Origin of the sequence: Mesorhizobium sp. M7D.F.Ca.US.005.01.1.1 (assembly GCF_003952545.1) — a bacterium.
Lineage (GTDB): Bacteria > Pseudomonadota > Alphaproteobacteria > Rhizobiales > Rhizobiaceae > Mesorhizobium > Mesorhizobium loti.
Genome location: NZ_CP034453.1, coordinates 4,195,181 through 4,212,203 on the forward strand (window position 1 = coordinate 4,195,181; position 17,023 = coordinate 4,212,203).

Sequence of the window (17,023 nt, forward strand, 5' to 3'; positions counted from 1 at the left end):
CCACCACGTGTTTTGTCAAACGCGCAAGGGACACAGTAACCCTTTGATCTCGGGGCCGTCGGCGTTCTATCCTTTGGCACGCCAAAAATCGAGGAATGCATTTATGAAACTGACCTGGTACGGCCACTCGGCCTTTCGTATCGAAACGGCTGACGCCAAGATCCTCATTGACCCCTATCTGATCGGCAATCCGTCCTGGACGGGCGGCTGGGAGGGACCGGCTGAGGGCATCACGCATGTGCTGTTGACGCATGGCCACAGTGACCACATCAGCGGCGCCGTGGAAGTGCTCGGCAAAAGCGGCGCCCAGCTGGTCGCCAATTTCGAGATCTGCATGTATCTGGTCGGCAAGGGTGTCAGCGACAAGAGGATCAACCCAGGCAACATCGGCGGCACCGTCGATTGCGGCAGCTTCACCACCACTTTCGTCCAGGCGCTGCACTCGTCCTCGTTCCCTGGTGAGGGCGGCCAGAACACCTATCTCGGCAATCCGGGCGGCCTCGTCCTGCATTTCCCGGAAGACAAAACGCTCTACCATATGGGCGACACCGACATCTTTTCCGACATGGCGCTGATCAACGAGTTGCATGAGCCGAAGATCGGGATCGTGCCGATCGGCGATCGCTTCACCATGGGCGGTGCGGTGGCGGCACTTGCCTGCCGCCGCTTCTTCAAGTTCGACACAGTGGTTCCCTGTCACTTCGGCACCTTTCCGATGATCGATCCGACCGCCGACAAGTTCGAGGCCGGCCTGGAAGGATCCGGCATCAAAGTGGCATTGCCGAAAATCGGTGAGACGATTACAATTTAGAGGCAGCTAAAGCGGAATAAATCCATGGTGTTGGGACGATCTCTTTGCGTGTCCATGTTGGTCGCGGCGTCGCCCGCGCTCGCCGCGGATGATTTCATTGAGGGCGTCTACCTTCAGTCCGAGGAGCTTTGCAAACAGGCCAAAAAGGACACGCCGCAAACGCTGATCGACGCCGGCAACATCGTGCTTTCGGCGCACGGGCTGCAAGGCGTCGAATACAATTGCGAGTTCCTGCAGGTCAGCAAGGCGGCGGCTTCGCCGAGCTGGGCGGTGACGGCCATCTGCCAGGAACCGGGCTATGTCCTCTCGGTGACGCAAATGAACGCCAAGCAAGTCGATCTCGTATCGGTCCGGCCGGTCGACGACGAAAGCGAGGCAAGCGGCAACAGCGGCAGCTACTATCTGTGCGAGGGCGTTGCCCTGCCATGACGATGCTGCAACGCGTAAGCTCGCTTCTTCGCGGCGAGCGGCCTGTATTCCGAAAGCTGGAACTGCATGTCGCGCATGGCTGCAACCTGTCCTGCGAAAGCTGCTCGCACTATTCCAATCACGCCCATGCCGGCACCGTCTCGCTCGAAGAGGCTGACCTCTGGATGGGACTGTGGAGCCAGCGCGTGTCGGTGACGCGCTTCAGCCTGCTTGGAGGAGAGCCCAGCATTCATCCGCAACTGCCGGGCTTTGTCGGGTTGGTGCGGCGGCACTGGCCGCGTGCCCGTATAGAGATCGTCAGCAACGGCTTCTTCCTGCATCGTCACCCGTCGCTGCCGGCGATCCTTGCCGCCGATCCCGATGCACGATTGGTCGTGTCGGTCCATCATGATTCCGAGGATTACCGGGAGAGGCTGAAGCCGGTTTTCGAATTGCTGGAGGGATGGCAGAAGAACCACAAATTGCGTCTCGAGATACGCCCTTCGGACAAGAACTGGACCCGACGCTACGAGGGCTTTGGCAATGCCATGTTGCCATTCGAGGACGGCGACACCCGCGCCAGTTGGGAAATCTGCCCGGCTCGCCATTGCAAGCAACTGCATGACGGGCAAATCTGGAAATGCGCACCGCTGGCCTATCTGCCGATGCAGAAGGCGAAATACCGCCTGTCCGAGAAATGGGATCCCTATCTCGCCTATCGGCCGCTTGAACCAGGTTGCTCCGAGGCCGAATTGCAGGCGTTCGCCGCGCTCGAGGATGAGGACGCATGCGGCATGTGTCCGGCAAAACAGCGCTTTTTCGAATTGCCTAACCCTTTGCGTCGTCCCAAGGACCGCGTGAGCACCGCAGCCCAGGCCTAGCACCCGGCACGATGCATGTTGCGCAGCGCGCGCGGCGCCGCTATAGCCCGAACTGGTTTTCCCCGAGGCAGAAACATGTCCGTAGATCTTCAGACAGTGAAGCGCGTCGCGCGTCTCGCCCGCATCGCGGTGAGCGAAGAAGATGCCAAACGCATGACCGGCGAGCTGAACGCCATTCTGGGCTTCGTCGAACAGCTGAACGAGGTCGACGTTTCCGGCGTCGAGCCGATGACCTCGGTGACGCCGATGGAGATGAAGAAGCGCCAGGATGTTGTCACCGACGGTGGCAAGGCGGCGGACATCGTCGCCAATGCGCCGGCGACCGAAGAGAATTTCTTCCTCGTGCCGAAGGTCGTGGAGTAGCCGGCCGATGGCAATCGAGATCGCCATTGAAACGCCGCTGCAGGACGATGTGCGCGGGCTGGTCAAGGAACTCAACGAGACCTTGCTCGAACTGACGCCGCCGGAGCTCTGCTACCATCTGACGGTCGAGCAGATGGCCGGTGAGGATACGACCGTTTTCATCGCCCGCGATAATGGCCTGGCCATCGGCTGCGGTGCGCTGAAACGCCATGACGGCGCCATCGGCGAGGTCAAGCGCATGTACACGCGGCCGTCGCATCGCGGGCAGAAGATCGGCGCCAGGATCGTCGAGCGGGTCGAGACGCTGGCACGCAATGAGGGGCTGAAGCGCCTGGTGCTGGAGACGGGCGATCGTCATCCCGCCGCGTGGATCGTCTACGAACGCGCCGGGTTTTCGCGCTGCGGCCCGGTGCTGGATTATCCCGATTCCGAGTGGTCGGTGTTTTACGAAAAGAGCCTTTGATGAGCGACCTGACCCAGCTGACGATTTCACAGGCCCGCGCCAAGCTGCGCGGCAAGGAAATCACCGCGACCGAGATTACCGAGGCCTATCTCTCGGCCATCGATCGCGCCAATCCCGCGCTCAATGCCTATGTCGCGGTGACCGGCGACAAGGCGCGCGACATGGCCAAGGCGTCCGACGCAAGGCTGGTCAAGGGCGAGGGCGGTGCGCTGGAAGGCATCCCGCTCGGCATCAAGGACCTGTTCGGCACCGAAGGCGTCCATACGCAGGCCTGCAGCCATGTGCTCGACGGGTTCAAGCCGCGCTACGAATCGACCGTTACATCAAATCTATGGGCCGACGGCGCCGTCATGCTGGGCAAGCTCAACATGGACGAGTTCGCCATGGGCTCATCCAACGAGACGTCCTACTATGGCCCGGTGATCAACCCGTGGCGGCGTTCGCGCCTCGACACGGTGGTGATGCCGACAACGCATCAGGGTGACGGCGGCTTCGTCTCGGCCGGCGGCACCAGGACCGCCCGCAGCCTGGACAATGCGCAACTGGTGCCGGGCGGTTCTTCCGGCGGTTCGGCAACCGCGGTCTCCGCCTTCCTGTGTGCCGGCGCGACCGCGACGGATACTGGCGGTTCGATCCGCCAGCCGGCCGCCTTCACCGGCACCGTCGGCATCAAGCCGACCTATGGCCGCTGCTCGCGCTGGGGCATCGTCGCGTTCGCCTCGTCGCTCGACCAGGCCGGACCGATCGCCCGCGACGTGCGCGATGCCGCGATCCTGTTGAAGTCGATGGCGTCCGTCGATCCGAAGGACACGACGTCGGTCGACCGGCCCGTGCCGGATTATGAGGCGGTGATCGGCAAGCCGATCAAGGGAATGAAGGTCGGCATTCCCAGGGAATACCGTGTCGACGGCATGCCCGAAGAGATCGAGGCGCTGTGGCAGAAGGGCATTTCCTGGCTGAAGGACGCCGGCGCCGAGATCGTCGACATTTCCTTGCCGCATACGAAATACGCGCTGCCGGCCTATTATATCGTGGCGCCCGCCGAGGCTTCGTCCAACCTCGCCCGCTATGATGGCGTCCGCTACGGATTGCGCGTGCCGGGCAAAGATATCGTCGACATGTATGAGAAGACCCGCGCCGCCGGTTTCGGCCGCGAGGTCAAGCGCCGCATCATGATCGGCACCTATGTGCTGTCGGCCGGCTACTACGACGCCTACTATCTGCAGGCGCAGAAGGTGCGCAATCTGATCAAGCGGGATTTCGAGACTGTCTTCGCCGCCGGCGTTGATGTCATCCTGACCCCGGCAACGCCGTCCGCCGCCTTCGGCATCGCCGACGAGGACATGGCCGCCGATCCGGTCAAGATGTACCTGAATGACATCTTCACCGTCACCGTGAACATGGCCGGCCTGCCGGGCATCGCCGTGCCCGCCGGGCTCGATGCCAAGGGTTTGCCGCTCGGGCTGCAACTGATCGGCCGGCCGTTCGACGAGGAAACCCTGTTCCAGACCGCTGCGGTCATCGAGCAGGTCGCAGGCACGTTCCAGCCGGAGAAGTGGTGGTAGCATGCCACCCCCGTCTCGCATTTCCATCGTCGAGACGGGAGACGAACTGCTGATAACCAACCCACCACGCACCTCGGATTTCAGGACGGGCTTCGTCCTGATTGGGGCCGGGATCGTCGCCTACACCGGCTACATGGGATTGACCGACACGTCGTCCGCAATCGTCGCCAGCGGCACTCTCGGACTGCTGTCGTTCACGGCGATCATTGCCCTCTTCACCTATTTCCTCGGCAAGGATTTCATCTGGCTGGTATTTGGCAAGGAAACCCTGCGGCTAACCAACGTCGCAGTCGTGCGCGACGTCAGGGGTTTTTTGCGAAATCGTTCGTCATTACCTTTGAAAGGGCACCTTGAGGCCGAAATCCTCGACCATACCTATCCAACGGATGAAGTGGGGCTGTCGGAAGTCATCAGGTTGACCAACACGAACGGCGTCCTTGTTTTCGGCAGGGAGCTGAGCCGACCCGAGGCCGAGGCTGTGACGAGTGCCGTCGAGCACTTCATCGGTCGTGAGAATTCGAGCCGACGATAGGCAGCCAATGTTCTTCTATCTCTCCAAGATCTTCTGGTTCTTCGTCCAGCCACTCAATCTGGCGATCTTCCTGCTGTTGGCCGGCTTGGTCGCGGCGCTGGTCGGCCGCCGGCGGTTGGCGGCCACTGGCAGTGTGTTCGCCTTCCTGATTCTCGCGCTATCGGCCTGGACGTCGCTTGGCGCGATGATGCTCAATCCACTCGAAGAGCGTTTTCCCAGGCCGCCGTTGCCGCAGAAGGTCGACGGCATCGTCGTGCTCGGCGGCGGTTTCGAGGGCGCCATCAACCTGGTGCGCGGCGGCTATGAGCTGAACAGTGGCGGCGATCGGATGGTTGAGACAGCGGTTCTGGCCCGGCGCTTTCCCACGGCCAAGGTGATCGTCTCCGGCGGCACTGGCGAGTTGTTTCTCGGAGGCGAGGGTGACGCCGCCACGGCCCCTCGCTTGCTCACCGCGCTTGGCGTGACGGCCGATCGCCTGATCCTCGAAAACAAATCCCGCAACACCTATGAGAACGCGGTCTTCACCAAGGAGTTGGTAACGCCGAAGCCCGGCGAGACCTGGCTGCTGGTGACCTCGGCTTTCCATATGCCGCGCGCCAAGGCGCTGTTCGACAAGGCCGGTTTTGCGACTGTTCCCTGGCCGGTCGACTATCGCACCTCGGGCAAAGAAGGCATCGGCCTGTTCCGCGACAATCCAGCCGATTCGCTGCAGGCCACCACCATCGCCATCCGCGAATGGATCGGGCTGACCGCCTACTGGCTGTCAGGGCGGATCGATCAGCCTTTTCCGAGCCCTGGCGGCTGACCGATCACCGCCTGTCTGGCGGCCGAGAAGAACTGGCGCCTCACCAGCACCGCCAGCAGCAACAGCGTTGACAGCACGAACACCATGGGGTCGACGAACCAGCCGAGATAACCGATCGAGAAGAACACGCCGCGCAGGCCGGAGTTGAAGTGCTTTCCGGCGAGCATGTTCATTTGCGCCGCACGCCACACCGCCGTTTCGGTGACCGGATTGCGTGAGGCTTCGCCATGCGGGATCGGCACGGCGCCGATCAGGATCGTGCAATAATTGAACAGCCGGTACGCCCAGCCGAATTTGAAGAACGAAAACGCCAGGATCAGCACCAGCCCGAACACCTTTATCTGGAAGGCCGCGCGCGACGGCGCGCCGCCTAGGGGCAGGTCGCTGAGCACCTCAAGAACCCGGTCGGACGCGCCGAGCAAGGCAAAGCAGCCGCCGATCGCGATCAGGGAGCTGGAGGCAAAGAAGGCGGTGCCTTGCTGCAGGCCGCTCATGATGGCGGTGTCGACGATGCGGATCTCGCGCTCGGCCATGGTCCGCATCCAGGCTTGCCGCTGTGCATTCATCGCCGTGGTCAGCGACACGCGACTGACCAGCTTGCCGTCGGAGGCGAACGTGTGCAGCAGCCACGCGACGAGGAAGAAGGCCAGCGCCGCGAGATCGGCGGTCGAAAGATCGAGGGAATCGCCCATGGCCTGAATTTATCACATTCAGCGCCATCGCTTCGATGTCCGCATACAGCGATCGGCACCTATGTCGCTGCCGGAGCAAACAAGGTCGGCGGGTGCAGCGCCGCGATTTCCAAAAGAGCGGAAACATCGTGGGAATTCCTATATGTAGTCCTCGACCTGACTCCAGGAGACAACGCAGCGTGTTCCTTTCGGTTTTCGACCTGTTCAAGATCGGCATAGGACCCTCGAGTTCGCACACGATGGGGCCGATGACCGCCGCGGCGCGGTTTCTCGACGAGGTCGTGGGAAATGACTGGCCGCGTCCGGCGGGTGTGAAGGTCGACCGGCTTGGCGCCAGCCTGCACGGGTCACTCGCCTACACCGGCATCGGGCACGGCAGCGATCGCGCCGTCATACTCGGCCTTGCCGGCCTGACGCCGCAGACGGTCGATCCCGATCAGGCCGATGGCATTGCCAGCCGCATCACCGCCGAAAAGCGCATTTCGCCGCCCGGCCATCCCTCCTATCGCTTCGATCCGGCCATCGATCTGGTGCTGGACCGCAAGACGCCGCTCACCGGTCACGCCAACGGCATGGCGTTCTACGCCTATGACGCTGGCGGCCGCCTGCTGCTCAAGCGCATCTATTATTCGATCGGCGGCGGCTTCGTGGTTTCGGAAGAAGAACTGCAGCGGATGAAGGCCAAGGGGTCGGTGACGACAGAAGGCAAGAAAGTGCCTTATCCTTTCAAGAATGCGGTCGAGATGCTGGCCATGGCCGGCAAAAGCGGCCTTTCCATCGCCGACATGAAGCGCGTCAACGAGGAGACGCAGATGTCGCGCGAGGCGCTCGACGCCGGCCTCGACGGCATCTGGAGCGCCATGAAGGGCTGCATCGACCGCGGCCTGTCGCAGGATGGCATCATGCCGGGCGGGCTGAAGGTGCGCCGGCGGGCGCGCATGCTGCACGACAAGCTGCAGGAGCAGTGGCAGCAGAACAAGCCCAATCCCTTGCTCGCCAATGACTGGCTGTCGATCTACGCCATGGCGGTGAACGAGGAGAATGCCGCCGGCGGCCGCGTCGTCACCGCGCCGACCAATGGCGCGGCCGGCACGCTGCCGGCTGTGCTGCGCTACTGGTTGCACTTCCATCCGGAGGCCGATCAGCCGAGCATCCGAGATTTCCTGCTGACGGCCGCTGCCGTCGGCGGCATCATCAAGACAAATGCCTCGATCTCCGGCGCCGAGGTCGGCTGTCAGGGTGAGGTCGGGTCGGCGTCGGCGATGGCGGCGGCCGGCCTGTGCGCCGTCATGGGCGGCACGCCCGAGCAGGTCGAGAATGCCGCCGAGATCGCGCTTGAACATCATCTCGGCATGACCTGCGATCCGGTCGGCGGGCTGGTGCAAGTGCCGTGCATCGAGCGCAATGCGCTGGGCGCGGTAAAGGCGGTGACGGCCGCGTCGCTGGCCATCAAAGGCGACGGCATCCATTTCGTGCCGCTCGACGCGGCGATCGAGACCATGCGCCAGACCGGCCTCGACATGAACGAGAAGTACAAGGAAACCAGCCTTGGCGGGCTCGCCGTCAATGTCGTGGAATGCTGAGGGCTGGCCTAAACCGCCACTGTGGAGAAGTCCGTCAGGCCGTTGACGTCTCGGCGCTCAGGACTAACCTTAGCGAATGGCTCTCAATCTCCTAAAACTGTGCGTCGGCTGCGACAGCGTCGAGGATCTCGAAGAGTGGATTGCCTTCCGCCTCGACGAGCGGCGGCGCGCCGGGGAGCCGGTCGAGCAATATCACACCACCCGCATGATGCCGACGCGCGGCGCCGAGGTTACCGATGGCGGTTCGCTTTACTGGGTGATCAAGGGCAATGTGCAGTGCCGCCAGCTGATCACCGAGATCCGGCCGTTCACCGACGGTGAAGGCATCGGCCGCTGCCACCTGATTCTCGACCCCGAGGTTGTACGAACCGACTGGCAGCCGCGCCGGGCTTTTCAGGGCTGGCGCTATCTGAAGCCGGCCGACGCGCCGCTTGATCTCGGCAAGGGCAAGGCCGGGCTGATTGAGATGCCGCCGAAACTCAGGCGCGAGCTTGCCGACCTCGGCCTGCTCTGACCCCAGGTGGCATCACCGTCTGGCCCTTTGTGCCACCCGATGTGGGACTTGCAAGCGATGTAGCAACGCCACATCTTGTTTTTATGAGCGACAAGAAGCAGCCCGTGCCCGCGAGGGCCAATCCTGCGCCGATCAAGCCTCAATCCAACGCCGGCGAGATCGACGCCTTCATTCGTCAGGCGAGGACACTTGCCGCGTCGGCGACCGGTTCGGGCAGGCTGATCCTTGCCCTCGACGCGACGATGAGCCGCCAGCCGACCTGGGATCTGGCCTGCACGCTGCAGGGCCAGATGTTCGACGCCGTCGGCAAGGCCGGAACCCTCAGCGTGCAGCTGGTTTATTTTCGCGGTCTCGGCGAGTGCCGTTCGTCCGCTTTCGTGAGCGACACCAATGCCTTGAAGCAGCTGATGACGCGGATCGAATGCCGCAGCGGCCACACCCAGATCGGCAAGGTGCTGGCGCACGCGCTGAAACAGACGGCGGCCGCCAAGGTCAATGCGCTGGTCTATATCGGCGATGCGATGGAAGAGGATATCGACGATCTGGCCGAAAAGGCCGGCAGCCTCGGCTTGCATGGCGTTCCTGTCTTCGTCTTCCAGGAAGGTCATGATTCCGGCGCAGAAAAGGCGTTCAAGGAAATCGCGCGGTTGTCCAAAGGGGCTTGGTTCCGATTTGATCGGCGGGCTGCAACGACCCTGGCAGGGCTGCTTTCGGCGGTTGCGGTGTTTGCAACCGGCGGACTGAAGGCGCTTGAGGCCAGAGGCAGGCCGGAAGACCGGCTGATGATCGAGCATCTGCGGGGTGGCGGGGACTGATGGGCGCAATCATCGCATTGGTAGCATTACTTTTGGTGCTTCTCGGCGCGGCCACGATCTTCCTCCGCGCCGACCCAGCAAAACTGGCCAGCGGCATGAAGACACTCGGGCCGGTCCTTCTGGGGCTGGTCGGCATCGCTATGGTTGTGGTCGGGCGCGAAGGCATCGGAGGCATAATTCTGTCGGCGGCAATCGCGTGGTATGGTTCCATGCGGATGAAGCGGCCGCCGGCAAAGCTCGCGCCGGGCAAGCGTTCGACGGTGCGCACCGCAGCGCTCGAGATGGAACTCGATCACGATACCGGCGGCCTTGAAGGACTGGTCCTGGCTGGCCGCCACGAAGGCAAGATGCTTGGCGCGATGGGCCTGGCGGAGTTGCAGCATCTCTTCCGGGAACTCTCCGGCGATCCGGAGAGCCGGCAGCTGCTAGAGACGTATCTTGACGGCAGATTTCCCGTCTGGCGCAAAAACACTGAGACGAACGGTGGTGAAGGGCTGGGTGTTGCGCCAGGTCCGGGCGCCATGACTAAGGAGGAGGCCTACAAGGTCCTTGGTCTTGAAGCGGGGGCCGCCGCGGCGGATGTCCGCAAGGCGCACCGCCGCCTGATGCAACGCCTGCACCCCGATATCGGCGGCACGTCTTTCCTGGCGGCGCGGATTAATGAAGCCAAGGACGTCTTGCTCTCCAATCACAACTAGTCTCCTTCGATGCAGAACTTTTCCGGGAGATGACTTCCACGCCGTCCTACTGCTGGACGGCGTAGCACTCGATGTTCTTCTTCTTCAAAGCGGTGCAGGCCTTCCAGGCCGCGGTCTTCGAACCAAAGCCGCCGAAACGGGCGCGGTAGTAGGTGACGCCATCCTTGTCGAAGGCGACGGTGAAGCCGGACGCGTCGGCCAGCACCTTGGGTGCCTGCTTGGTGGTCTTGTCGAGGAAGGCCTGGGCTTCGGACTGCTTTGGCGAAGACGCGACCTGAATGGCCCAGCCCGACGGCACCGACGCTGTGTTGACCGGGTCGACGGCCGCCGGAGTTGGCTCGGCATAGGCAGCGACGACCTGGGCCGTGGCAATTTGAGGGGCCGACACGATGACGGTCTTGACCTTCCTGGTCTTGACCACGGGCGCTGTCTCCTCGACCGCGGCCGTTGTCTGCTCATCGGTCGCGTCCGTAGCGTCCGCAGTTGTAGGATCGTCGTTGGACGCCACGGCATCGTCTTCGACCATCGGCTTGTCGTCCGGCGTCGGCGCGTCGTGCTTGGGCAGGAGGACCTTGGCAAGCGCGGTGATCGGGTTGTTGCCGCTGGCCTTGGCGACCAGATCGCCGCCGCCGCGGGTCGATGCCCTCGGCAGATAGGTGTTGATCAACGTGGCCATCTGGTTGTCGCGGCTGCCGCCGGAGGTGCCGCCCATGACCACGCCGACGATGCGGCGATTGCCATCGGCAACCGACGAGACGAGGTTGAAGCCGGAAGCGCGAGTGTAGCCCGTCTTGATGCCGTCGACGCCTTTGATGCGTCCGAGCAGGCGGTTGTGGCCGTTGATGCGCTGGCGCCCGTAAAGAAAGGAACGCTGCGAGAAATACCCGTAATACTGCGGGAAGTGCTCCCTCAGCGCGATGCCGAGCGTCGCCATGTCGCGCGCGGTGGTGAATTGGCCAGGGTCGGGCAGGCCGTTGGCGTTGCGGAAGACGGTCCCGGTCATGCCCAGCGCCCGCGCCTTGGCGGTCATCATGCGGGCAAAAGTAGGTTCATTGCCGCCGAGCATTTCACCTAGCGCGGTGGCCGAGTCATTCGCCGACTTGGTGACGATCGACAGGATCGCGGTCTCGACCGTGACAGAATCGCCCGGCTTCACCCCGAGTTTCGTCGGCGCCTCGGCGGATGCATGGGCCGAAAACACGACTGGCGAGTTCCTGCTGATCTTGCCCTTCGCCAGCGCCTCGAAGGTCAGATAGAGCGTCATCATCTTGGTCAGCGAGGCCGGATAGCGCCTGCCGTTGGCATCCGCGGAGTAGAGCACCTTGCCAGTCTTGGCGTCCACGACAATGGCCGCCTGCCTCGCTGCCAGCGATGAGACGACGTCGCCACAAACAAACGTCATCGCCATGGCGATGATCATGATCGTCTTGAGAGGGGAGGTGGATTTGGAAACGATGCCCAACAACGCCTTACGCACTGGTACTTCCCTTGAATTCTTCGTTGCGCTGGAGGCGGCAAAGGGTCCTGCCTCGCTTCCGGCCAAGCTACCGGGGCAGCGTTACCAATCCGTTTATGGTAACCGCCGCGTTCACCATTTTCTTCGGGCTTGAAGCTCTCTTTATTCGATTTTTAGCCATTGGCTGTGCAGGCGGGTCCGCACGCCAGTAAAATATTGACTTTTGTGCGGCGCACAATTATTATCTTGCATTGCACAAGGGCGCCCCGAAGAAGGACGCCTCAACCGTCAAGGGAATCGCGAAATGACCCAGACCTATGAGGACTTCAGCAAATACGGCAAAGAGTTCGCCGACACCGGATTGAAGAGCTTTGCGTCCCTCTCCAAGGGCGCGCAGGCGATCGCGACCGAGGCTGGCGAATACACCAAGAAGAGTTTTGAAGCCGGCAGCGCCACCGTGGAGAAGCTGATTTCGGCCAAGTCGCTGGAAAAGGCGATCGAGATCCAGTCGGATTACGCCAAGCAGTCTTACGAGGCGTTCGTCGCCGAGGCCACCAAGATTGGCGACCTCTATGCCGAACTCGCCAAGGAAGCCTACAAGCCGTTCGAATCAATCGTTGCCAAGGCGAAGTAATTTCGCCCGGGCGAAGTCATTTCGCCTGATGTGACCCAAATCCGGCCCTTTGGGTCCGGGCCAAAACCCGGCTGCGGAAACGCAGCCGGGTTTTTTCATGCCGATTTCCACTCCAGGGCCTCGCGCCCCTTCACGATTGCGAAAATCGTCCAAGTTTGGTCACCTAGCCATATTGTCAGCTAAACAGAAGGGCTTAAAATCGTCCATCGAACACCTACATGTCGAACTCGCATGGGGATTCGAAAGAGGCAGGAATACGTGACGATCGGTTTGACTGCCACGAGACACGTGGCGCGAATGCAAAACGGCGACGGCAACGGCAATGAGGCCGGCCGTGGGACGGCCGTCATCACGCGCACCAAAACCAAAACCAAGAAGCCCAGCCTTTATCGGGTCCTCATCCTCAACGACGACTACACGCCCATGGAGTTCGTGGTTCACGTGCTGGAGCGTTTTTTCCAGAAGGACCGCGAAGCCGCCACACGCATCATGCTTCATGTTCACAATCATGGAGTGGGCGAGTGCGGGGTCTATACATTCGAGGTGGCCGAGACCAAAGTGTCCCAGGTCATGGATTTCGCCCGACAGAATCAGCATCCGCTGCAATGCGTGATGGAGAAGAAGTGAGGTAACATGCCGGCTTTCTCCCAAGGCCTGGAAAAGGCGCTTCACCAGGCGCTGACGCTCGCCAATGAGCGGCACCATGAATATGCAACCCTTGAACACCTGCTGCTCGCGCTCATCGACGACACCGAGGCGGCCGCCGTCATGCGCGCCTGCAATGTCGATCTCGATGAGCTCAAGCACACGGTGCTCACCTATATCGACACCGAGCTCGACAACCTCGTCACCGGTTACGACGAGGACTCCAAGCCGACGGCCGGTTTCCAACGCGTCATCCAGCGCGCGGTGATCCATGTCCAGTCGTCTGGCCGCGAGGAAGTGTCGGGCGCCAACGTGCTCGTCGCCATCTTCGCCGAGCGCGAGAGCCATGCCGCCTATTTCCTGCAGGAACAGCAGATGACCCGCTACGACGCGGTCAACTACATCTCGCACGGCATTGCCAAGCGTCCGGGTGCGTCGGAGACACGCTCGCCGCGCGGCGCCGATGACGAGCAGGGCGGCCAGAACGGCGCCGAACCGCAAGAGGAAGGTGGCAAGAAGAAGCAGCAGCAGGATGCGCTGACAGCTTATTGCGTCAATCTCAACAACAAGGCCAAGGCCGGCAAGATCGATCCGCTGATCGGCCGCGAGTCCGAGATCAACCGCACCATCCAGGTGCTGTGCCGCCGCTCCAAGAACAACCCGCTCTATGTCGGCGACCCCGGCGTCGGCAAGACGGCGATCGCCGAGGGCCTGGCCAAGCGCATCGTCGAGGGCGACGTTCCCGAAGTGCTGCACAACGCCACCATCTTCGCGCTCGACATGGGCACGCTGCTTGCCGGCACGCGCTATCGCGGCGATTTCGAGGAACGGCTGAAGCAGGTCGTCAAGGAGCTCGAGGACTATCCAGGTGCCGTGCTGTTCATCGACGAGATCCACACGGTCATCGGGGCAGGGGCCACATCAGGCGGCGCCATGGACGCGTCCAACCTGTTGAAGCCGGCCTTGTCGTCGGGTGCGATCCGCTGCATCGGCTCGACCACCTACAAGGAATTCCGCCAGTTCTTCGAGAAGGACCGTGCCCTGGTGCGGCGCTTCCAGAAGATCGACGTCAACGAGCCGACCATCGAGGACGCCATCGAGATCATGAAGGGCCTGAAGCCCTATTATGAGGAATTCCACAAGGTGAAGTTCACCAACGAGGCGATCAAGGCCTCGGTGGAGCTGTCGGCACGCTACATCAACGACCGCAAGCTGCCGGACAAGGCGATCGACGTGATCGACGAGACCGGCGCCTCGCAGATGCTGGTGCCGGAAGCCAAGCGCAAGAAGACCATCGGCATCAAGGAGATCGAGGCGACGATCGCCACCATGGCCCGCATCCCGCCGAAGACGGTTTCGGCCGACGACGAGAAGGTGCTGCAAGGCCTCGATATCGAGCTGAAGCGCGTCGTCTATGGCCAGGATACCGCGATCAGTGCGCTGACCTCGGCGATCAAGCTGGCACGTGCCGGACTGCGCGAACCTGAGAAGCCGATCGGCTCCTACCTGTTCTCCGGCCCGACCGGCGTCGGCAAGACTGAAGTGGCCAAGCAGTTGGCCGCGTCGCTCGGCGTCGAGCTGATCCGCTTCGACATGTCGGAATATATGGAACGCCACACCGTGTCGCGGCTGATCGGTGCTCCTCCCGGCTATGTCGGCTTCGACCAGGGCGGCCTTTTGACCGACGGCGTCGATCAGCATCCGCACTGCGTGCTGTTGCTGGACGAAGTCGAGAAGGCGCATCCGGACCTGTTCAACATCCTGTTGCAGGTGATGGACCATGGCAAGCTGACGGACCACAACGGCAAGCAGATCGACTTCCGCAATGTGATCCTGATCATGACCACCAATGCGGGTGCGTCGGATGCCCAGCGCGCGGCGATAGGTTTCGGTTCGACCAAGCGCGAAGGCGATGATGTCGAGGCGATCAACCGACTGTTCACGCCGGAGTTCCGCAACCGTCTCGATGCGATCATCCCGTTCGGCTCGCTGCCGGTTCCGGTCATCCATCAGGTGGTGCAGAAGTTCGTCATGCAACTCGAGGCACAGCTTTCCGAGCGTGGCGTCACCTTCGACCTGTCGGCGGATGCGATCGCCTGGCTCGCCGACAAGGGCTATGATGAGCGCATGGGAGCGCGGCCGCTCGGCCGGGTCATCCAAGAGCACATCAAGAAGCCGTTGGCCGACGAGGTGCTGTTCGGCAAGCTCAAGAAGGGCGGCACGGTGCGTGTCACCGTCGAGAAGAAGGAAACCGGCGAGACCGGCCTGAAGCTCGAATCGCTCGCCGACGAGGCGCCGGTGAAGCCGAAGAAGGAAGAGCCGGAAGAAACGCCGAAGCCCAGAAAGGCCGTCGCGAAAAAGCCCGCGGCCAAGAAGCTGGTGGCGCCAAAGCCCGAGGCCAAGGGCAAGGACGGCGGCAAGCGCAGCCTCGTGCCGCAACTGCCCCGAAAGAACTGAGCCTTACGAAAGTCGGAAAAGCCCCGGAAACGGGGCTTTTTCCATTGGAACACGAGGTGACGCATGGTTGGCCAGATCATCATCTTGAACGGCGCGCCGCGATCGGGAAAATCAAGCATCGCCAGAGCTATTCAGGAGAGTTTCGATGGCGTCTGGATCAATCTCGGTGTTGACGTTTACGAGCAGGCCACGCCGGCACGCTATCGGCCTGGAATTGGGTTGCGGCCGGGTGGCGAGCGTCCGGATCTTGAAAGCGTCGTGCCCGGATTGTACGCAGCGCTCTACGAATCGATAGCCGCTCACAGCCGGCTGGGGCTGAATGTCGTTGCGGATGTCGGCCACCACGATGCCTATTCGAAACCCCTTAACTGCCTCGTCGATTGCGCCCGCCGTCTCGCCGGCCTGCCGGTGCTGCTTGTCGGCGTTCGCTGCCCGATCGAAATCATCATGGAGAGGCGTGCGGCCAGCGTCGCGGACAAGGGATATGTGACCGCCTCGGCTGACGATCCCGCGCCATTGCCCGTGCGTCTGTGGCAGGAAGAGGTGCATCGGCCAGGCGTGTACGATCTCGAAGTCGATACGTCACTTCTGAACTCTGCCCAGTGCGCTGATATAATTCGGGAGAAGCTTATATTAGAAAATTCGAATTCAATGGCTTTCTGAGGTTCTTATATTCTCGATAGGATTCCCACAGGAGTTCTTGACCACTCCTGCTTCCATTTTCACTCTTGATTAACGATGGTTGGTCATGTTTCAAGCATGATCCTACTACCTGCAGAGCGGACAATACTGACCATTGTGTTGGCGCTGGTCGCCGTCTGCTTTTTCCTTGCATGGGTCAAGGACGTCACCGTTGCGCTTGACAGCCATGTTTTTTCCATCGGCTTTGCCATTGTCATGACCGCTCTCGGCCAATTCTATCGCCGGGTCCGCAAAGCGGAGCGGATCGCGCTCACTGCGCATGCTCTGGCGCTGTTCATCCTCTTTTCAGTTGTTGCCTCGCTGTTCAACCTTCTGCTCTTGCCACGGCATTCAGCGCCGATCGACGCCACCTTGGTGTGGATCGACTCCTGGTTCGGTTACTCGTGGCCAGACGCCTGTGCATGGATTTCTCAATACCCGCTTCTCTCGGATACGCTGAGGCAGGTCTATACTCTGACGCTGGCTCAGATCCTGTTTGTCTTTCTCTTCCTGGGCATGGCCAACGATCGGAAGCAGCTTCACGCTGCCATGCTGGCGGCGGTGTTTGCCGCGCTGGCCACTATTTTTTGCTGGGCGCTGTTTCCGTCCAGTGGCGCTTCCGCCTACTGGACCTTGGACCCTGAAATCGATCGCATTGTTGGCCCCGTGGTCAATTCCGCCTACGGGGCGGAATTGAATCGCCTGCTGGTTTATGGCATCAACGACATTTCAGCCATTCGGGCGACAGGGCTCATAGGGTTCCCGTCGTTCCACACGGTCATGGCGCTGATGTCGCTTTTCGCAATCTGGCCGTATCCATTTGCTCGTTTCGCGCTGATCCTCGCCAACACTGCGCTGGTGCCGGCAATTCTTATCCATGGCGGGCACAATCTGATGGATGTGTTCGGCGGCGCGGTGATTACAATAGCCTGCTGGCGACTGGGCCTGTGGGCATTCGAAGCACAGCAGCGACGGCCATTGTCGAGGGCCAAATGCGAGGCGCTGACAACCGAGGGCTAA

General features: G+C 61.8%; 20 protein-coding genes. 18 read left to right on the forward strand and 2 right to left on the reverse strand.

Going from position 1 to position 17,023, the window contains the following annotated elements; translation table 11 throughout:
• Positions 1-103 precede the first annotated feature (103 nt).
• The 8 genes from EJ076_RS20045 to EJ076_RS20080 all read left to right on the forward strand — a co-directional run bounded on the left by EJ076_RS20045 (position 104) and on the right by EJ076_RS20080 (position 5,828).
• On the forward strand, positions 104-811 hold the full coding sequence (locus EJ076_RS20045) for a metal-dependent hydrolase (protein WP_126069037.1): 708 nt from the start codon (positions 104-106) through the stop codon (positions 809-811).
• Between the two features lie 24 nt (positions 812-835).
• Positions 836-1,240: a hypothetical protein gene (locus tag EJ076_RS20050; protein ID WP_126069038.1), complete on the forward strand. Its 405-nt coding sequence runs from the start codon at positions 836-838 to the stop codon at positions 1,238-1,240.
• On the forward strand, positions 1,237-2,100 hold the full coding sequence (locus EJ076_RS20055; protein ID WP_245462841.1) for a radical SAM protein: 864 nt from the start codon (positions 1,237-1,239) through the stop codon (positions 2,098-2,100). Before EJ076_RS20050 ends, EJ076_RS20055 begins: the two co-directional genes overlap by 4 nt.
• Before the next feature lie 75 nt (positions 2,101-2,175).
• Positions 2,176-2,463 (forward strand): Asp-tRNA(Asn)/Glu-tRNA(Gln) amidotransferase subunit GatC, encoded by a 288-nt coding sequence (gene gatC / locus EJ076_RS20060; RefSeq protein ID WP_109669093.1) that lies wholly within the window; start codon positions 2,176-2,178, stop codon positions 2,461-2,463.
• Between the two features lie 7 nt (positions 2,464-2,470).
• Entirely contained in the window at positions 2,471-2,926 is a 456-nt protein-coding gene (locus EJ076_RS20065; RefSeq protein WP_126069039.1) for a GNAT family N-acetyltransferase, read from the forward strand.
• Complete coding sequence (locus tag EJ076_RS20070) at positions 2,926-4,491, forward strand: amidase family protein (protein WP_126069040.1); 1,566 nt, start codon at positions 2,926-2,928, stop codon at positions 4,489-4,491. Before EJ076_RS20065 ends, EJ076_RS20070 begins: the two co-directional genes overlap by 1 nt.
• Position 4,492: 1 nt before the next feature.
• A complete protein-coding gene (locus tag EJ076_RS20075) occupies positions 4,493-5,023 on the forward strand; it encodes a hypothetical protein (RefSeq protein ID WP_126069041.1) in 531 nt (176 codons plus the stop codon).
• A gap of 7 nt (positions 5,024-5,030) precedes the next feature.
• Complete coding sequence (locus EJ076_RS20080) at positions 5,031-5,828, forward strand: YdcF family protein (RefSeq protein ID WP_126069042.1); 798 nt, start codon at positions 5,031-5,033, stop codon at positions 5,826-5,828.
• On the opposite strand, the gene EJ076_RS20085 is transcribed toward EJ076_RS20080, so the two are convergent.
• A complete protein-coding gene (locus tag EJ076_RS20085; RefSeq protein WP_109669083.1) occupies positions 5,801-6,520 on the reverse strand; it encodes a DUF599 domain-containing protein in 720 nt (239 codons plus the stop codon). The two genes, EJ076_RS20080 and EJ076_RS20085, sit on opposite strands and share 28 nt — an antisense overlap.
• Before the next feature lie 179 nt (positions 6,521-6,699).
• Here EJ076_RS20085 and EJ076_RS20090 point away from each other — a divergent pair, with 179 nt between their 5' ends.
• From EJ076_RS20090 to EJ076_RS20105, 4 genes are all read left to right on the forward strand, one after another.
• Positions 6,700-8,103 carry an L-serine ammonia-lyase gene (locus EJ076_RS20090; RefSeq protein ID WP_126069043.1) on the forward strand — a complete coding sequence of 468 codons (1,404 nt, stop codon included), beginning with the start codon at positions 6,700-6,702 and terminating at the stop codon, positions 8,101-8,103.
• Positions 8,104-8,179: 76 nt separating this feature from the next.
• The gene (locus tag EJ076_RS20095) at positions 8,180-8,617 is read left to right on the forward strand and encodes a DUF1489 family protein (protein WP_109669079.1); all 438 of its coding nucleotides are present in this window, start codon (positions 8,180-8,182) and stop codon (positions 8,615-8,617) included.
• 83 nt (positions 8,618-8,700) lie between these two features.
• Positions 8,701-9,432 (forward strand): hypothetical protein, encoded by a 732-nt coding sequence (locus tag EJ076_RS20100; RefSeq protein ID WP_109669077.1) that lies wholly within the window; start codon positions 8,701-8,703, stop codon positions 9,430-9,432.
• A complete protein-coding gene (locus EJ076_RS20105; protein ID WP_126069044.1) occupies positions 9,432-10,130 on the forward strand; it encodes a DnaJ domain-containing protein in 699 nt (232 codons plus the stop codon). The genes EJ076_RS20100 and EJ076_RS20105 overlap by 1 nt, the downstream gene beginning before the upstream one ends.
• 46 nt (positions 10,131-10,176) lie before the next feature.
• Here the strand turns inward: EJ076_RS20105 and EJ076_RS20110 are convergent, their stop codons facing one another.
• Complete coding sequence (locus EJ076_RS20110) at positions 10,177-11,550, reverse strand: D-alanyl-D-alanine carboxypeptidase (RefSeq protein WP_245463097.1); 1,374 nt, start codon at positions 11,548-11,550, stop codon at positions 10,177-10,179.
• On the opposite strand from EJ076_RS20110, the gene EJ076_RS35830 reads away from it, so the two are divergent.
• From EJ076_RS35830 to EJ076_RS20135, 6 genes are all read left to right on the forward strand, one after another.
• On the forward strand, positions 11,477-11,740 hold the full coding sequence (locus EJ076_RS35830; protein ID WP_245463122.1) for a hypothetical protein: 264 nt from the start codon (positions 11,477-11,479) through the stop codon (positions 11,738-11,740). The two genes, EJ076_RS20110 and EJ076_RS35830, sit on opposite strands and share 74 nt — an antisense overlap.
• 150 nt (positions 11,741-11,890) lie before the next feature.
• The gene (locus EJ076_RS20115) at positions 11,891-12,220 is read left to right on the forward strand and encodes a phasin family protein (protein WP_109669071.1); all 330 of its coding nucleotides are present in this window, start codon (positions 11,891-11,893) and stop codon (positions 12,218-12,220) included.
• A gap of 297 nt (positions 12,221-12,517) precedes the next feature.
• Positions 12,518-12,847 (forward strand): ATP-dependent Clp protease adapter ClpS, encoded by a 330-nt coding sequence (gene clpS / locus EJ076_RS20120; protein ID WP_056587551.1) that lies wholly within the window; start codon positions 12,518-12,520, stop codon positions 12,845-12,847.
• A 6-nt stretch (positions 12,848-12,853) separates the two neighbouring features.
• A complete protein-coding gene (gene clpA, locus EJ076_RS20125) occupies positions 12,854-15,322 on the forward strand; it encodes an ATP-dependent Clp protease ATP-binding subunit ClpA (RefSeq protein ID WP_109669069.1) in 2,469 nt (822 codons plus the stop codon).
• 63 nt (positions 15,323-15,385) lie between these two features.
• Positions 15,386-15,985 (forward strand): chloramphenicol phosphotransferase, encoded by a 600-nt coding sequence (locus EJ076_RS20130; protein WP_126069046.1) that lies wholly within the window; start codon positions 15,386-15,388, stop codon positions 15,983-15,985.
• A gap of 135 nt (positions 15,986-16,120) precedes the next feature.
• Complete coding sequence (locus EJ076_RS20135; protein ID WP_245463098.1) at positions 16,121-17,023, forward strand: phosphatase PAP2 family protein; 903 nt, start codon at positions 16,121-16,123, stop codon at positions 17,021-17,023.

Bases quoted from the DNA above. Each gene is read 5' to 3' on its own strand.
- EJ076_RS20045 (WP_126069037.1), top strand. From the start codon at position 104: ATGAAACTGACCTGGTACGGCCACTCGGCCTTTCGTATCGAAACGGCT.
- EJ076_RS20050 (WP_126069038.1), top strand. From the start codon at position 836: ATGGTGTTGGGACGATCTCTTTGCGTGTCCATGTTGGTCGCGGCGTCG.
- EJ076_RS20055 (WP_245462841.1), top strand. From the start codon at position 1,237: ATGACGATGCTGCAACGCGTAAGCTCGCTTCTTCGCGGCGAGCGGCCT.
- gatC (WP_109669093.1), top strand. From the start codon at position 2,176: ATGTCCGTAGATCTTCAGACAGTGAAGCGCGTCGCGCGTCTCGCCCGC.
- EJ076_RS20065 (WP_126069039.1), top strand. From the start codon at position 2,471: ATGGCAATCGAGATCGCCATTGAAACGCCGCTGCAGGACGATGTGCGC.
- EJ076_RS20070 (WP_126069040.1), top strand. From the start codon at position 2,926: ATGAGCGACCTGACCCAGCTGACGATTTCACAGGCCCGCGCCAAGCTG.
- EJ076_RS20075 (WP_126069041.1), top strand. From the start codon at position 4,493: ATGCCACCCCCGTCTCGCATTTCCATCGTCGAGACGGGAGACGAACTG.
- EJ076_RS20080 (WP_126069042.1), top strand. From the start codon at position 5,031: ATGTTCTTCTATCTCTCCAAGATCTTCTGGTTCTTCGTCCAGCCACTC.
- EJ076_RS20085 (WP_109669083.1), bottom strand. From the start codon at position 6,520: ATGGGCGATTCCCTCGATCTTTCGACCGCCGATCTCGCGGCGCTGGCC.
- EJ076_RS20095 (WP_109669079.1), top strand. From the start codon at position 8,180: ATGGCTCTCAATCTCCTAAAACTGTGCGTCGGCTGCGACAGCGTCGAG.
- EJ076_RS20100 (WP_109669077.1), top strand. From the start codon at position 8,701: ATGAGCGACAAGAAGCAGCCCGTGCCCGCGAGGGCCAATCCTGCGCCG.
- EJ076_RS20105 (WP_126069044.1), top strand. From the start codon at position 9,432: ATGGGCGCAATCATCGCATTGGTAGCATTACTTTTGGTGCTTCTCGGC.
- EJ076_RS35830 (WP_245463122.1), top strand. From the start codon at position 11,477: ATGGCCGCCTGCCTCGCTGCCAGCGATGAGACGACGTCGCCACAAACA.
- EJ076_RS20110 (WP_245463097.1), bottom strand. From the start codon at position 11,550: ATGATCATCGCCATGGCGATGACGTTTGTTTGTGGCGACGTCGTCTCA.
- EJ076_RS20115 (WP_109669071.1), top strand. From the start codon at position 11,891: ATGACCCAGACCTATGAGGACTTCAGCAAATACGGCAAAGAGTTCGCC.
- clpS (WP_056587551.1), top strand. From the start codon at position 12,518: ATGCAAAACGGCGACGGCAACGGCAATGAGGCCGGCCGTGGGACGGCC.
- clpA (WP_109669069.1), top strand. From the start codon at position 12,854: ATGCCGGCTTTCTCCCAAGGCCTGGAAAAGGCGCTTCACCAGGCGCTG.
- EJ076_RS20130 (WP_126069046.1), top strand. From the start codon at position 15,386: ATGGTTGGCCAGATCATCATCTTGAACGGCGCGCCGCGATCGGGAAAA.